Here is a 15,130-nt window from a genome sequence, read left to right as displayed (position 1 = left end):
CAAGTGGTTTGTGTAACTGGTTGAACCGAAAGACAAATTTTTGTGGCACGCGGATTGCTCCGAGGGTTTTGTCGAGAATCATTCCCGTGAGCACCCACTACGAGGTTTCTGATCATGGTCGGCCTTCATCACGCTCCGTCCCTTTTCAACCTGCTGGTGTTTGTCGCCTCGATGCTCAGCATCGAGGTCGCCAGCTCGGCCGTGCGCTGCGAGCGCAATCTGGTGGCCAATGTGGTCGCCTTCGATCAACCGCTGATGTTCAACCGCCTCGGTGCGCAGAACGTCAACGGGATGATGTTCGCGTTGCGCCGCGATGTGGTCGATGACCATGACGTCTCGCTGGCCTACGGCGGCAGCGCGGTGCCGGGCAAGGTGTCGTTGCGTGCGGACAAGCGTCCGCGGCCGCTGGTGCTGCGGGTGGCTGCCGGTGATTGCCTGACAATCAATCTGCAGAACCTGCTCGATTACCAGGCCAACCCCAACAAGCACTTCGAAGGGCCTGAGGGCGAAGAAGAAGGCGAGGAGGGCATCGAGAATGCCGGCGGCGCGGAAGACTTCAAGGTCGATGAGCAGGTCGCCGACCGCCATGTCGGTTTCCAGGTCAACGGCCTGCAAGCGGTGAACAGCATCGATGACATTTCCTCCTACACCGGACGCAACGCCAACACCCTGGTGCCGCCGGGCGCGAGCCGTTCGTACGTGCTGTACGCCGAGCGCGAAGGGGCGTTTGCCGTCAGCAGCCGTGGCGCGACATTTGGCGGGGAGGGCGCGGCCGGCAACGTCGCCAATGGCCTGTTCGGCCAGGTCGTGGTGGTGCCGAAATCGGGACGCACCTATCGCAACACCCTCACCGAAGAAGAAATGCGTCTGGCGACCACCGGCCGCACACCGGCCGGTCACCCGATCGTCGATTACCAGGCCCGCTACCCGCAGCGCGAACCGTGGTTGCGTGAAGGCAAGGCCGGCACGCCGATCATCAGCATGGTCGACGGCAACGAAATCATCTCCAGCGAAAGCGATGCAATCGTCATGGGCAGCAACGCCGATGGCAGTTTTGCGTCCAGCACCTATCCGCTGGAATCGGTGGGCAAACGCAACCCGGCGATCCCTAACCGCCTCGAACCGTTTCGCGATTTCGCCTCGCAGTTCCAGGACGAAACTGCTGCTACCCAGGCGTTCCCCGCCTATTGGGCCGACCCGGTCATGGCCCACGTGCTGGAACCGACCCGCGACTCGTTCATGATCAATTATGGTTCCGGCGGCATGGGCGCTGAAGTGGTCGCCAACCGCCTCGGCGTAGGTCCGATGCACGACTGCCTGTCGTGTGCCTACGAAGAATTCTTCCTCAGCTCGCACACCGTCGGCGACGTGGCGATGCTGGTGGACGTGCCGGCCAACACCGGGCTCGAGAACATCGCCCCCGGCCAGACACCGAGCGCCGATCAGGTCGGCGTCAAGGCCACCATGGCCCTGTATCCGTCGGAGCCTTCGAACGTCAATCACAGCTACATCGGTGACTTCGTCAAATTCCGCAACACCCACAACGGCCACGAGCAGCATATTTTCCACCTGCACGGCCATCAGTGGCTGTTCAACCCCAACGACGACAACTCCGATTACGTCGATGCCCAAGGCATTGGCCCAGGCGCCGGCTATACCTACGAAATCGCCAACGGCGGCTCAGGCAACCGCAACCGGGTGGCCGGCGATGCGATCTATCACTGCCACTTCTACCCGCATTTCGCCCAGGGCATGTGGTCGATGTGGCGGGTGCACGATGTATTCGAGGAAGGCACCCGGCTGGAAGTCTCGCAACAGGGCGCCGATGGTTATCACAGCGAACCTTATGCACTGCGCAGCGGTAAACCGGCCGCCGGTGCCCGGGCCTTGCCGGATGGCGAGATCATTGCCGGCACGCCGATTCCTGCCGTCGTGCCGCTGCCCGGCAAAGCCATGGCCCCGATGCCGGGCAAAGTAGTGGTGGTGCCGAAAATCGGTGAAACCCTGGTCGCCGGCCACGATGACGATGATGAGGAAGAAGAGGGCGATGACGACGGCGAACACCACGGCGGTAACGGTGGTTCGCAAGCCATTGGTTCCCTGGCACTGGTCGATCGCAGCGAAGCCAACCGCAACGCCGACGGCAGCCTGAAAAACCCTGGTTATCCGTTCTGGATCGGCGGCATGGAAAGTTCGGTGGGTCAGCGTCCGCCAACCCCGCCGCTGGACATGCTCGACGCCGCCACCGCGCAATCCTTGAAAGCCAGCGGCAAAGCGCTGTGGGCCAACCTCGACCCGAATCAGTCCGGCGGCTGGGACGGCGGCTTGCAGCGTCACACCCTCGACGGGGTGTCGGCGGGAGGCGCGGCACACACCGTGACCACCTCGCTGGACTTCTCCAAGGAAGTCACCCGCGCCAAACCGATTTACCTGCCCGAAGAAGGCACTGAAGTGGAACAGGCCGCGATGGCGTTCCATGCGAAAAAGGATCACCCAAGCTTTGCCTTGCTGCCCGGCAACCAGATCGTGGCCAAGGCCTTCCGCACCAACGGCGCCTTGCCGATTGCCGGCGCGCCGTACTACGAACCGTGCATGGACGACCGGCAAAAACGCCTGACCAGCAGCGCCGGCACCGGTGAATTCGCCAGCGGCGACCGGCTGGACGGCATGTCCTTCGTCGGCGCCTCAACCTTCACCGCCGACCGGCCACGGATCTACAAGGCCGCCAACATTCAGTTCGACGCGGTCTACAACAAGGTCGGCTATCACTTCCCGCAAGCCCGGATTCTGGCGCTGTGGGAAGACGCCTGGCCGGTGATCACCAAGCAGCGTCCGCCAGAGCCGCTGGTGATGCGCATGAACACCTTCGACTGCGTGCAATACCAGCAAACCAACCTGGTGCCCGCCACCTACGAGATGGATGACTATCAGGTGCGCACGCCGACCGACGTGATCGGCCAGCATATTCACCTGCCGAAGTGGGACCTGACGGCTGCCGACGGTTCTTCCAACGGCTGGAACTACGAGGACGGCGTGCTCTCCCCGGGCGCTGTTCAGGAACGCATTCACGCGATCCGCGAATTCAACCAGTGCGAAGGCACTGACCCGCGCGACGGCACCCAGGCGTGCCCGAAAGCCAAGGCGCATCCGTTCTTCGGCCAATTCGGGCGCAGTGACTGGATGGGCGCGCGCACGGCCATGCAACGCTGGTTCGTCGACCCGGTGGTCAACGCCAAGGGCGTGGATCGGGGCCTGGGCACCATCTTTACCCACGACCACCTCGGCCCATCGACTCACCAGCAGATCGGGCTGTATGCCACGGTGCTGGCGGAACCGGCCGGTTCCACCTGGTTCCACGCCGAAACCGGCGAGCCTCTGTACAGCGGCGCGCGGCAGGACGGCGGGCCGACTTCATGGCAGGCGGTGATCAACACCGGCGACCTCGATGGTGACGGCAAGAACGACAGCTTCCGTGAGTTCTTCCTCGAATACAGCGACTTCCAGCACGCCTATGAAGCCGGTGTGTACGTGGGCGCCGGCCCCAACGGCGTGCCTAATCCGCAGGCGTTCCCGGCCACCGCCGACAGCTTCCGCTACGCGATCAACCCGCCGGTGCGCAACAACGCCAGCACCCTGCTCGAAGGCGTGCTGGAAGTGCAGGGCGGTCAGGTGCCGGGCTGCCCGAGCCGGCCTTGCCCGCAAGCGATCTCCGTGGATGACCCGGGCATGTTCGTCGTCAACTATCGCAACGAGCCGCTGGCCCTGCGGGTCTACGACCCGAACAAGGTCGGCCCGGACGGCAAGCGCGGCATGCAGGCCGACGGCCTCGGCGGTGATCTGGCCTATGCCATGCAAAGCCGTACCGACCGGGCGATCCCGGCGATGAACCTGGCGCCGAATCTGGTGACGGCCGCCACCGGCCCGACTGGCGGCACTACGTTGTTCCCGCCGCACATCAACAAGGGCGGTAGCGAGCCGGGCGACCCGTTCACCCCGATGCTGCGTACCTACACTGGCGACAACGTGCGTCTGCGGGTGCATGCCGGCGGCCACGAGGAAGAGCACAACGTCACCCTGCACGGCGTGAAATGGCTGCAGAGCGGTTCCGGTTTCGGCAACAGCTCCAACTCGGGCTGGCGCGCCTCGCAGATGATCGGCATCTCCGAACAGATGGGCTTCATCGCACCTGTGTCGATGCTGTCCAGTTCTGCGGCGACCACCGGTGACTATCTGTACTCGATGGACGCTTCGATCGAAGGCTACTGGAGCGGGATCTGGGGCGTGATGCGCAACTACACGGCCAAACGCAATGACCTGTTCGCCATCCCCAACAACCCGAGTCCGGCCGGCATGCGCAACACCGTGGCGTTCGAAGGCAGCTGCCCACGGATCAGTGCCAACCCCAACGGCATCGGCACCCGTCCGACGGTGCAGCGCAACTATGAAGTGGTCGCCGCGCTGGCCAACGACATCCTCGGCAATTCGCTGGGCTTGAGCATCGGCGATTCGGCCGGGCTCGGTCAGCATGTCGGCGGGCCGCTGAATCCGGCGGGCGGCACCCTGGTGCTGAACTCGCGCACGGTGAGCATCCCGCAAGTGACCGTGACCGATCCGGAGGACGGCGAGACCATCACCATTGGTGGCCAGAGCGGGCCGCTGCATGATCCGACGGCGATCCTGTACGTGCGCAAATCCGACCTCGATCCGGTCAGCGGCAAGCTCAAACCCGGCATTCCGGTCGAACCGCTGGTGCTGCGCGCAGCGGCCGGGGACTGCATCAACATCACCCTGGAAAACCGTCTGCCGAGCGTGATGCCGGACCTGACCCAGACTGCGGTGATGCAAGGCATGGTCAAACGCGACCGCAACAGCGGCCTGGGCTCGACCACCTTCAGCAACAACCTGATGCGGCCGTCCAGCCACGTGGGGCTGCACGCCCAACTGCTGGCCTACGACATCACCAAATCCGACGGTGCCAACGTCGGCGCCAACCCGACCCAGACCGTGCCACCACGGGTGGGCAGCAGCGGCGCCTACCCGACCCGTACTTATCAGTACTACGCCGGGCACCTGGAGCGTGAAGGCAAACCGGTCACGCAACTGGGCCGCAGTGTCGACAACATCAACGCCACGGCCGTGGAGTTCGGTGGCCTGAACTTCACCCCGGCGGATGTGATCAAGCAGCCGCAAAAAGGTCTGGGTGGTGCGATGAGCATCCTGCCGATCGGCGCGACCTGGGTCGACGATGCGCGCAAGGTCAACGCCACGGTCACCGCACCGGGGCAGACGACTTACCGCGACTTCGCGATGGTCTGGCACAAGGCGCTGAACACCCGCTGGGCCAATGGCCGGCCGGTCGAAGGCATCGCTGCCGAGGGCTTCGGTGTGCCAACCGATCCGCAGGACAACTCGAGCATGGCGATCAACTACAAGACCGAACCGCTGTGGTATCGCTTCGGCCTCGCCCCGGATGCGCCGTTCGGTCGTGCCGATGGCGCGGGTTACGGCGACATGACCAACGCGCACATGGCGTACAGCAATGCGCTGGTGGGGGGCGATCCGCAGACGCCGGTGCTGTATGCCAAACCGGGTCAGCCGTTCCGTACGCACATTCTGATGCCGAGCGGCGGCAGTCGCGGCACGACGTTCCAGCTTGACGGACACGTCTGGTCGCTCAACCCGTTCCAGGCCGAGAAGAGCGACACCGGCGGCTACCCGATGGGCACGCCGGGCGTGGGTTCGGTGCGCTTCGGCTACAACCCGATGTCGATGTACATCGGAGCTCACGAGAGCGTCCTGCCGGCGGCGCACTTCAGCTTCATGATCCCGAGCGCCGGGGGCAGCAACGCGATACCGGGGGACTACCTGTTCCGCGATTACGCCGCCTATGGCAACACCTCGGGGCTGTGGGGATTGCTGCGGGTGACCAATGAGCCGGAGCCGGCGCCGCCTGCTCAGTAGGTGCCAATGCGCAACCTGTGGGAACCGGTGAAACCGCTCCCACAGGTGGGGAAAGGTTTGTAGGGGAGAGATGTATGAACAGGATCATCAACATCATCGGCGTCTGCCTGCTGGCGATGGCCGGCGCGCTGCTCACGCTGAGCGAGATTGCCCTGGCGCAAACCAGTGCGGAGCAGGTGCTGACCCGCGACGGCGTGTCGATCGCCTTCGATCTGAAGCCGCTGGCCAGCGACGGTCAGCTGCGTGAAGGGGAGTTCGCCGACGTGCAGTTTCGCGTCACCGACGGTGCGTCCGGCCAGCCGTTGTCCGGTGTGGCGCCGGGGGCGTGGATCGATCCGCAAGCCCTTGCCGCCGATCAGGCCCAGGGCCGCGACCAGAGCTGCAAGTCGCGGGTCGGTACGTTCCTCAAATCCAACATCGGCGCGCGGCCGCTGCTCGACCTCAACAGCTATTTCCTGCTGGTGATGAACCGCGATGCCAGCGTTTCGGTGGTCGATCCGTCAGTTTCGGTCGGCGGCATCACCAGCACCCTGGCGCGGATTGAACTCAAGCAGTCGCCGATGGACTGGGTCACGCCCAAGGACAACAAAAAGGTCTTCGTGTCGATGCCGACGGCGGGGGAAGTGGCGGTGATCGACAGCGAGCAATTCAAGGTGATCGACTCGGTGGCCGCCGGCAGCCAACCGGTGCGGGTCGCGCTGCAACCGGACGAGCGTCTGCTGTGGGTCGGCAACAACGCGAGCAAGGCTGAAGAGTCCGGGGTCACGGTGATCGACACCCAGAGCCTCAAACCGCTGAAACACCTGGCGACCGGGCGCGGCCACCACGAAATCACGTTCAGCAAGGACAGCCGTTTCGCCTTCGTCAGCAACCGCGACGACGGCACCCTGAGCGTCATCGACATTGCCAGCCTGAGCCTGCTGCAACAGATCAAGACCGGCTCCAGTCCGTTGTCGGTAGCGTATTCGCCGCTGTCCGGCGCGGTGTACGTGGCCGACGGCAAGGACGGCACCGTCACCGTGATCGACAGCAACAGCCGCGCCGTACGCCGGGTGATCAAGCTGCAACAGGGCCTCGGCCCGATGGGCTTCAGCGCCGACGGCCGTTTTGGCGTGGTGCTGAACACGCTGGAAAACCGCGCCACGGTGATCGACGCGGCCAACGATTCGGCGATCCATGATCTGGAAGTCTCGGCCGAACCCTATCAAGTGGTGTTCACCCAGGCCTATGCCTACGTGCGCGGACTGGCTTCGCCGAAAGTCACCATGATCAACCTGTCTTCGCTCGGCGAAGGGCGTCAGCCGATTACCCAGGGTTTTGATGCCGGGCCACAGCCGCCACGGCTGGCCGGCGATCTGCCGCTGGCGTCGAGCCTCGCGGTATCGCGCGATGACAACGCGGTGTTCGTGGTCAACCCGGTGGACAACACCACCTATTTCTACGCCGAAGGCATGAACGCACCGATGTCCGGTTACCCCAACCGGGGGCAGATCGCCCGCGCCGCGCTGGTGATCGACCGCAGCCTGCGCGAAGTCTCGCCGGGACTCTACAGCGCCCGGGTCAAGCTGCCGGCGGCGGGGCGCTTCGACGTGGCGTTCCTGCTCAACCAGCCGAACATCATTCATTGCTTCACCGCGCAGGTGGCGTCCGACGGCGCGCCTGAAAAACATGTGGGGGCGCCCAAAGTCGAGTTCCTGCTGGACAAGACCGCCGTGGCCCTCAATGACCCCTACGTGGTGCGCTTTCGCATCGTCCAGGGCAAACAGAAGATCCAGCGCAGCGGCGTGACCGACGTGCAGTTGCGCTACTTCCTTGCGCCGACTTCCCGCCCCCGTGAAGTGTCCGCACGGGAAGTCGACGACGGCGTGTACGAAGCGCCGGTGACTCTCGACCGCAGCGGCGCCTGGTATCTGCACGTGCGCGCGGCCTCGCTGGGCGCCGGTTTCGACGACAAGACATTTGCCAGTGTCCGGGTGCTGCCCGGCCAGACTCAGTGACGAGGAAAAGACCATGAACCGATTTGCATCCCGTGGCCTGCTGACCCTGTGCCTGTTGGCCGTCGGTATCCAGCAGGCCAGCGCCCACTCGGCGGACGAGCATGCCGGGCACACGGCACCGGCCGCCAACAGCCAGGAGCACGCCCAGGTCAAATTCGTCGACGTGCCGCTGCTCGACCAGAACGGCAAGACCGTGCACCTGGAGCAGGATCTGGTGCACAACAAGATCGTCGTCATGAGTTTCATCTACACCAGTTGCACCACGGTCTGCCCGGTAGTCTCGTCGATCATGGGCAAGGTGCAGAAACAGCTCGGTGCCCGGGTCGGCGCGGAAGTACAGCTGGTGTCGATCAGCATCGACCCGCAGCGCGACGACCCGAAACGCTTGCAGGATTACGCCCGCACCTTCCAGAAAGGCCCGGGCTGGAGCTGGCTCACCGGTTCGCCGCAATCGATCACCGCCACCCTCAAGGGCCTCGGCAGTTTCAGCGGCGACTTCAAGAATCATCAGCCGCTGATCCTCGTCGGTGACGGCAACAGTCGCCACTGGACGCGTTATTACGGCTTCACCGACCCGGCATTGCTGGCCAAGGAAGTCGAGAAACTCAGCGGCCTGCGCACCCACGCCAAACACACCGCGATTGCCATGGAGCAACAACCATGAGAACCCTGGACTGGATCACCCTGACGGTTTGTTTCTGGATTTTCAGCGCCATGGCCCTGGCTCACGAAGGCCACGAACAACCGGCACCGGCACCAGCAACGACAACGAGCAGCGCTGCGCCCGCACCGGCCAAAGGCACTCACGATGCGAAAACCTGGTTCACCGACACCCCGTTGCTCGACCAGCACGGCGACGTCCAGCGTTTCTACAGCGATGCGCTGCACAACCGCGTGGTGCTGCTCAACGTGATCTTCACCAGTTGCAATGACGCCTGCCCGCTGATCACCCGCAAGCTCAAGGAAGTCCGCGAGCTGCTGGGCGACAAGGCCGACGGCATCACCTTCATTTCCCTTACCAGTGATCCGCTGCGCGACACGCCGGCGGTGCTCAAGGCTTACACCTTGAAGCAGGGTGCCGATGACCCTCACTGGCTTTTCCTTACCGGCGACAAGGCGCAGATGGACCTGGTGCTGGGCCGCATCGGCCAGATCGTGCCGACGCCCGAGCAGCACTCGACCCAGTTGATCGTCGGCGATGTGGCCAACAAACGCTGGAGCAAAATCCGTCCCGACGCCCCCGCCGCCGCCATTGCCCAGCGCTTGCAGCTGCTGACAATGCCCGTGGCCGGCCGCTGAGTCCGCGCCATGAACCGCGGCCGCGTCCTCGCCCTGATCCTGCTCGCTGGCGTCAGCCTCGGCGCGGCCGCGTTGCCGCTGACCGATGAGGAAAGCGCCGGCAAGCGCCTGTACCGCGAAGGCCTGTCCGCCAGCGGCGAGCCGATCATGGCGCGGGTCGGCGCGGCGGATGTGTTGCTGCCGGCTACCAGCCTGCCGTGCGCCAACTGCCACGGCGCCGATGGTCTGGGCCGACCCGAAGGCGGAGTGCGTCCGCCGGAGCTCAACTGGTCGCGGCTGACCAGCATCCACGGTCAGCAACAGGTCAACGGCCGCAATTACCCGGCCTACACCGACAGCAGTCTGGCGCGGGTGATCCAGCAGGGCCGCGACCCCGGCAACAATCGCCTCGACCCGAGCATGCCGCGCTTCCTGCTGTCGATGAAGGATCAGCGCAACCTCACCGCGTACCTCAAACGCCTGGCCGATGACCGCGATCCTGGGCTTGATGACCAGACCTTGCACCTGGGCACCTTGTTGCCCAGCCAGGGGCCGCTGGCCGAGGAGGGCGCCACCATCGCGGCGGTGCTCAAAGGCAGCGTTGCGCGGATCAATCAGGCCGGTGGCATTCACGGCCGGCAGTTGCGCCTGACCGTGGCCGATCCCGGCCCGGATCGCGCCAGCGCCGAACAGGCCCTGCAACGGCTGATCGAGGAAGAGAAAGTCTTCGCCCTGATCGCACCGCTGGCCCCGGCGCTGGACAGCGAACTGGCGCCGCGTCTGGAGCAGTCCGGCGTGCCGCTGATCGGGGCCATGTCGTTGCTCGGATCGGTGCAGGCCAGCCCGCAGATTTTCGAACCGTTGCCGGGGCTGCGCGAGCAACTGTTCGCGCTGGCCGACTACGCCACCGCCAGTTTGCGAGTGCTGCAAGGGCCGACGCTGATTGCCTATCCCGACGACCCGGCTCAAGTGCTGGCGGCGCAGACCCTCGGCCGCTACTTGCAGGATCACGGCTGGCAAAAAGTCCATTTGCAGGCCTACGACCCGACGGCGGACAGCTTGCCGCTGGGCTCGCGCTCGGTGTTCTACCTGGGCAGCGGCGGGGGTTTCAGCCGGCTGGCGACCGGATTGCAGAATGCCGGGCAGGTGCCGTACCTGTTTGCCGCATCGAGCCAGGTAGCGGGGGATTTGTTGCAGGTGCCGGAGGGTTTTTCCCGGCGGGTGTTTCTGGCGTATCCGTTCGTGCCCAGTGACTGGACCCAGGCCGGGCGCATGGCGCTGACGCTGTTGCGTGAGCATCAAGGCCTCGGCGCCCAGCACGCGGTGCTGCAAGTCGGCGCCTACGCCTCGATGCTGTTGTTCAGCGAGGGCATGAAGCAGGCCGGCCGCGACGCCAGCCGCGAAAAACTGGTGGCGGCGCTCGAAGGCCTGCACGACTTCGATACCGGCCTGACCCCGCGCCTGAGCTTCGGCCCCGGCCGACGATTGGGCCTGAGCGGGGCGCACGTGGTGACCGTTGACTTGCCCGACCAGCGTTTTTATCTGGTCGCTCCCTACAAACCGATTATTGCCACGCCCTGACCGGAGGCCCTGATCATGAAGCTCAAAACCCTGTGTTTGCTGCTGACATGCTGGTTGCCGGTGGCGCTGGCGAACAATGAACCGGTGGCCGCCCGGGTCAACGGCGAGGCGATTTCCGAGTTTCGCCTGGAACGCTTTTTCGCCGAGTACCTGGAAGATCAGGGCCGCGCCGTGGCGAGCATCCGCAATCCCAAGGCCTATAAACAACTGCGTCAGGCCGCGCTGGACACGCTGATCGACAAGGAGCTGCTCTGGCAGGAATCGCGCAAGCGTGGGGTGAAGATTGATGAGCAAGCCGTGCGTGAACAGGTCGAACAGACCCGCACCGCCATCGGCGGCACCGATAAATTCCTCCAGCGTTTGCAGGACGCCGGTTTCGATGAGGCCTCGTTCACCGAGTACACCCACCGCGAACTGGCGGCGCAGCGGATGTTTGCCGAGCTGACCCAGGTCCAGGCCCCGGACGAGCAAACGGTGCGGGCGTTTTTTGCAGAACACCGCGCTGAAATGGGCGCGCCGGAGCAGGTGCAGGCCCGGCACATTCTGATCAAGGTTGCCGGCGATGCCGATGCCGCCACGGTTGAAGCGGCGCGACTACGCTTGGAAGAGTTGCGCGCAGCTATCGCAGGGGGGCAAACCTTTGCTAGCGTCGCTCAATCGGGATCGGAAGATGTCACCGCCAGCCAGGGCGGGGACCTGGGGTATTTCGCCCGTGGGCAAATGGTGCCGGCCTTCGAAACGGCGGCATTTGCCCTCAAGCCTGGCGAAGTCAGCACGGCGGTGCGTACACCGTTCGGCTGGCATTTGATTTTTGTCGAGAACCACAAGGAGGCGGCCGATGTCCCAGAGGAGCAAGGGCTGGAAACAGTCAGGGCGTACCTCGCCCGACAGCAACAGACCCAGGCTCGTCGTCAGGTGCTCGCGCAATTACGGGCAGAGAACAGGATCGAACGAATTGACGACGACTGAAGGTTCCCCCCCAATAGTGGGGAATGGCTTCGATGCCCATTCAGGTGCTTCCCCGTTTCTGGGGAACGGGGTACCGGGACGAGCGGGCATTTCCATTCAATTCAAGGACATGAAGACAAAAAATTACCGGCACTCAGCCTGGCATGAAGTGTGCGTTACCTCTTGTGAGGCGCACTCCAGCAGGCTCCGCTTTCGGGATCTGTAGCTGCAAGGAGTTCACCTTGGTTAACAAAGTACTGGTTGTCGAAGACGAACAGCTGCTTGCACAGAACCTTCAGGATTATCTGTCGGCGCAAGGGCTGGAAGTCCGGATTGCACATGACGGCGCAGACGGAATCGGCCAGGCCGAGACTTTCGCCCCCGACGTGCTGGTGTTCGATTACCGCTTGCCCGATATGGAAGGGTTCGAGGTGCTCGACGCGGTTCGCCAGAACAGGACGTGTCATTTCGTGCTGATAACGGGTCACCCGACCGCTGAAGTCTGTGAGCGGGCGCGGCAACTGGGGGTCAGTCACATCCTGTTCAAACCGTTTCCTTTGGCGGAACTTGCCCGAGCTGTCTGCGACCTTCTGGGGATCCAGCGCGAAGCGAAACCCGGTGCGAGCCCATCCGAAGGCTTTGTCGAACGACGCCAGAGCAGGACCGAGAGCTTCCCGTTGCAGTTGTACGATGGCAGTTGGGTGCTGGCGGACCGCCGACGAAACAGGTCGGAGGCCATGGCACCGGACGACGATCAAATGCTCACCGGGGAGTAATGGCGCGATAGACGTTCCGGCACTCGCCGCAATTGCCTCCCGCGCCGTCAGGGCCTCAAGCCCCGGGTGTTGGAGAGCAAGCCATGGATCGTCTGTCCGTTGTCGTCGAACCGCTGTCGGTCAATCCTCCGCAGGAGGCACAGACCCCGCCACGCTTTTCCAGTGAACAACTGGCCCAGGCCCGGGCACGGGCCACCACCTCCGGGGAACGGGTGCTCGATGCACTGGCCGTGCTCTGCGAACTGGCGCCGATGCCGTTCATTGCCAGCCTCGGCGCCACCCTGCATTACCCGGTGCTCGACACCGACACGCTGTTTCTGGCGACCCCGGTGTTCGACCGGGTCACCCTCGCGCAATGCCTCAAACGTGAATTCATCCTGCTGCGCCACAACGACGAAGTCATCGGTGTGTTTGCCGACCCCTTCGACACGTCGCGCCTGGCCTGGATCGACGAATGCCTGCACGGCGCGCCGCTGTATCTGGTGCACGCCGATGACCTCAAGGCCTATCTGGCCCGCCACGAAGAAAGCTTCCACGCGGTCGAATCGCTCAACGCCCAGGCTGACGCCGGCAGCGAGACCGACACCCTGCAAAGCCTGTCGCTGACCAGCATCAGCGAAGACTCGAGCGTGGTGGTGAAACTGGTCAACTCGACCCTGTACGACGCGCTGAAAATGCACGCCAGCGACATCCACCTCGGCACCACCGGCCAGGGCCTGGTGATCAAGTACCGGATCGACGGCGTGCTGAACAACATCGGCAAGATCCAGGGCAGCGAGTTCGCCGAGCAGGTGATTTCGCGGGTCAAGGTCATGGCCGAACTGGACATCGGCGAAAAACGCGTACCGCAGGACGGTCGCTTCAAGATCGGCATCAGCGGCCGGCAGATCGACTTCCGGGTGTCGATCATGCCGAGCATCTTTGGCGAAGACGCGGTGCTGCGGGTGCTGGACAAACAGGACCTGGCCGACAAGGTCTGCGGCGTGCAACTGCAAGCGCTGGGCTTTGAAGACGAAACCCTGCGCCAACTGCGCCGCCTGGCTGCCGAACCCTACGGCATGGTGCTGGTAACCGGCCCCACCGGCAGCGGCAAGACCACCACGCTGTACGCGATGATCACCGAGATCAACCACGGCGTGGACAAGATCATCACCATCGAAGACCCGGTGGAATATCAGCTGCCGGGCGTGCTGCAAATCCCGGTCAACGAGAAAAAAGGCCTGACCTTCGCCCGTGGCCTGCGTTCGATCCTGCGCCACGACCCGGACAAGATCATGGTCGGCGAGATCCGCGACCCGGACACCGCGCAGATCGCCGTGCAGTCGGCGCTCACCGGTCACCTCGTATTCACCACCATTCACGCCAACAACGTGTTCGACGTGATCGGTCGTTTCACCCAAATGGAAATCGACCCCTACAGCCTGGTCTCGGCGCTCAACGCGATTCTCGCCCAGCGCCTGATCCGGCTGGTGTGCAGCAGCTGCAGCACACCGGTCAACCCGAGCGATGAAGAGCTGCGCGCTTCGGGCCTCGATCCACAGAAAGTCGATCACTACCACTTCGTCCACGGCAAGGGCTGCGGCCACTGCCGGGGCAGCGGTTATCGCGGCCGCACGGCGATTGCCGAGCTGCTGCACCTGGACGACGAACTGCGCCAGATGATTGTCGAGCGCCAACCCATTACCCAAATCAAAGCCCTGGCCTGCGCCCGTGGTTTGCGCCTGTTGCGCGAATCGGCGCTGGAGCTGGTGGAGCACGGTCGGACCACGCTGGAGGAGATCAATCGTGTCACTTTTATCGCGTGATCAATTTATCGCCGTGCTCGGCGCCAGCGGTGTCGGCCTCGGCCAGCGCCGGGGCAGCGACACCCTGTGGCTGGGCAGCGTCGGCTACATCGACGAAGGCTTCCAGAGCTACGCGGTGGCGCTGGACACCCTCGACCGTCTGCTCGGCGAACACACCCGCGCCGGTGCCGAACTGAGCGTGGTGATCTCCGGCCACTTCAGCCGCTTCTGCCTGGTGCCATGGAGCGAGCAGATCAGCAGCCCTGACGAACTGCGCGGCTTCGCCCAACTGTGCTTCGAAGACCTGTTCGGCGCCCCGACCCAACCGTGGAGCCTGGTGTTGTCGGCCGAGCCCGCCGGGCATGACCGGATCGCCAGTGCCTTGCCGCAGGACTTGCTGGAACGCCTGCGCACGCTGGTCAACGGCCGTGGCCTGCGCCTGCGTTCGGTGCAGCCGTACCTGATGACCGCGTTCAACCGCTTCGACAAAAGTCTCGATGCCGGCGACTTCCTGTTCATCGTCGCCGAACCGCAACGCAGCGTGTTGCTGCTGGCAAGGGAAGGGCGCTGGTCGTCGGTGCGCTCGGTGGGCGGCAGCGACAGCGATGCAGCACTCAGCGCGCTGATCGGTCGTGAACGGCAACTGCAAGCCTCCACCAGCGAACGCGCCTTCAACGTTTATCTGCACGCCCCGGCGCGCCTTGATGCGCAACCGGATGTGGCGGGGGTGCACCTGCGCACCCTCGAAGACGACTCGATGACCGTGCGTGACGCCTTGTACGTCATGTCCCGGGCGGTGGCCTGA

Annotated in this window: 9 protein-coding genes; all 9 read left to right on the top strand. The window is 64.3% G+C overall.

Annotated features, from left to right (window positions below; translation table 11 throughout):
• The first annotated feature begins 114 nt into the window (after positions 1-114).
• The 9 genes from mnxG to AC1RT4_RS19805 all read left to right on the top strand — a co-directional run bounded on the left by mnxG (position 115) and on the right by AC1RT4_RS19805 (position 15,130).
• Positions 115-5,961 (top strand): manganese-oxidizing multicopper oxidase MnxG, encoded by a 5,847-nt coding sequence (mnxG, locus tag AC1RT4_RS19845; RefSeq protein ID WP_493087266.1) that lies wholly within the window; start codon positions 115-117, stop codon positions 5,959-5,961.
• 74 nt (positions 5,962-6,035) lie between these two features.
• Complete coding sequence (locus AC1RT4_RS19840; protein ID WP_493087264.1) at positions 6,036-7,958, top strand: YncE family protein; 1,923 nt, start codon at positions 6,036-6,038, stop codon at positions 7,956-7,958.
• A gap of 13 nt (positions 7,959-7,971) precedes the next feature.
• A complete protein-coding gene (locus AC1RT4_RS19835) occupies positions 7,972-8,622 on the top strand; it encodes an SCO family protein (RefSeq protein ID WP_493087262.1) in 651 nt (216 codons plus the stop codon).
• The gene (locus AC1RT4_RS19830; protein WP_493087260.1) at positions 8,619-9,257 is read left to right on the top strand and encodes an SCO family protein; all 639 of its coding nucleotides are present in this window, start codon (positions 8,619-8,621) and stop codon (positions 9,255-9,257) included. Before AC1RT4_RS19835 ends, AC1RT4_RS19830 begins: the two co-directional genes overlap by 4 nt.
• A gap of 9 nt (positions 9,258-9,266) precedes the next feature.
• Positions 9,267-10,817 carry an ABC transporter substrate-binding protein gene (locus AC1RT4_RS19825; RefSeq protein WP_493087258.1) on the top strand — a complete coding sequence of 517 codons (1,551 nt, stop codon included), beginning with the start codon at positions 9,267-9,269 and terminating at the stop codon, positions 10,815-10,817.
• Between the two features lie 15 nt (positions 10,818-10,832).
• Positions 10,833-11,786 carry a peptidylprolyl isomerase gene (locus AC1RT4_RS19820; RefSeq protein ID WP_493087256.1) on the top strand — a complete coding sequence of 318 codons (954 nt, stop codon included), beginning with the start codon at positions 10,833-10,835 and terminating at the stop codon, positions 11,784-11,786.
• A gap of 221 nt (positions 11,787-12,007) precedes the next feature.
• Complete coding sequence (locus AC1RT4_RS19815) at positions 12,008-12,541, top strand: response regulator (protein ID WP_085607714.1); 534 nt, start codon at positions 12,008-12,010, stop codon at positions 12,539-12,541.
• 83 nt (positions 12,542-12,624) lie between these two features.
• A complete protein-coding gene (locus AC1RT4_RS19810) occupies positions 12,625-14,346 on the top strand; it encodes a GspE/PulE family protein (RefSeq protein ID WP_011333429.1) in 1,722 nt (573 codons plus the stop codon).
• The gene (locus tag AC1RT4_RS19805) at positions 14,327-15,130 is read left to right on the top strand and encodes a hypothetical protein (RefSeq protein WP_493087253.1); all 804 of its coding nucleotides are present in this window, start codon (positions 14,327-14,329) and stop codon (positions 15,128-15,130) included. The genes AC1RT4_RS19810 and AC1RT4_RS19805 overlap by 20 nt, the downstream gene beginning before the upstream one ends.

It is taken from the genome of Pseudomonas sp. GW821-FHT11D10, assembly GCF_058808435.1.
Note: the sequence above shows the minus strand (reverse complement) of the source record. Positions and strands in the feature narration are given on the sequence as shown.

Coding starts and splice junctions, on each gene's coding strand:
- AC1RT4_RS19820 (WP_493087256.1), top strand. CDS start 10,833: ATGAAGCTCAAAACCCTGTGTTTGCTGCTGACATGCTGGTTGCCGGTG.
- AC1RT4_RS19830 (WP_493087260.1), top strand. CDS start 8,619: ATGAGAACCCTGGACTGGATCACCCTGACGGTTTGTTTCTGGATTTTC.
- AC1RT4_RS19810 (WP_011333429.1), top strand. CDS start 12,625: ATGGATCGTCTGTCCGTTGTCGTCGAACCGCTGTCGGTCAATCCTCCG.
- AC1RT4_RS19825 (WP_493087258.1), top strand. CDS start 9,267: ATGAACCGCGGCCGCGTCCTCGCCCTGATCCTGCTCGCTGGCGTCAGC.
- mnxG (WP_493087266.1), top strand. CDS start 115: ATGGTCGGCCTTCATCACGCTCCGTCCCTTTTCAACCTGCTGGTGTTT.
- AC1RT4_RS19840 (WP_493087264.1), top strand. CDS start 6,036: ATGAACAGGATCATCAACATCATCGGCGTCTGCCTGCTGGCGATGGCC.
- AC1RT4_RS19835 (WP_493087262.1), top strand. CDS start 7,972: ATGAACCGATTTGCATCCCGTGGCCTGCTGACCCTGTGCCTGTTGGCC.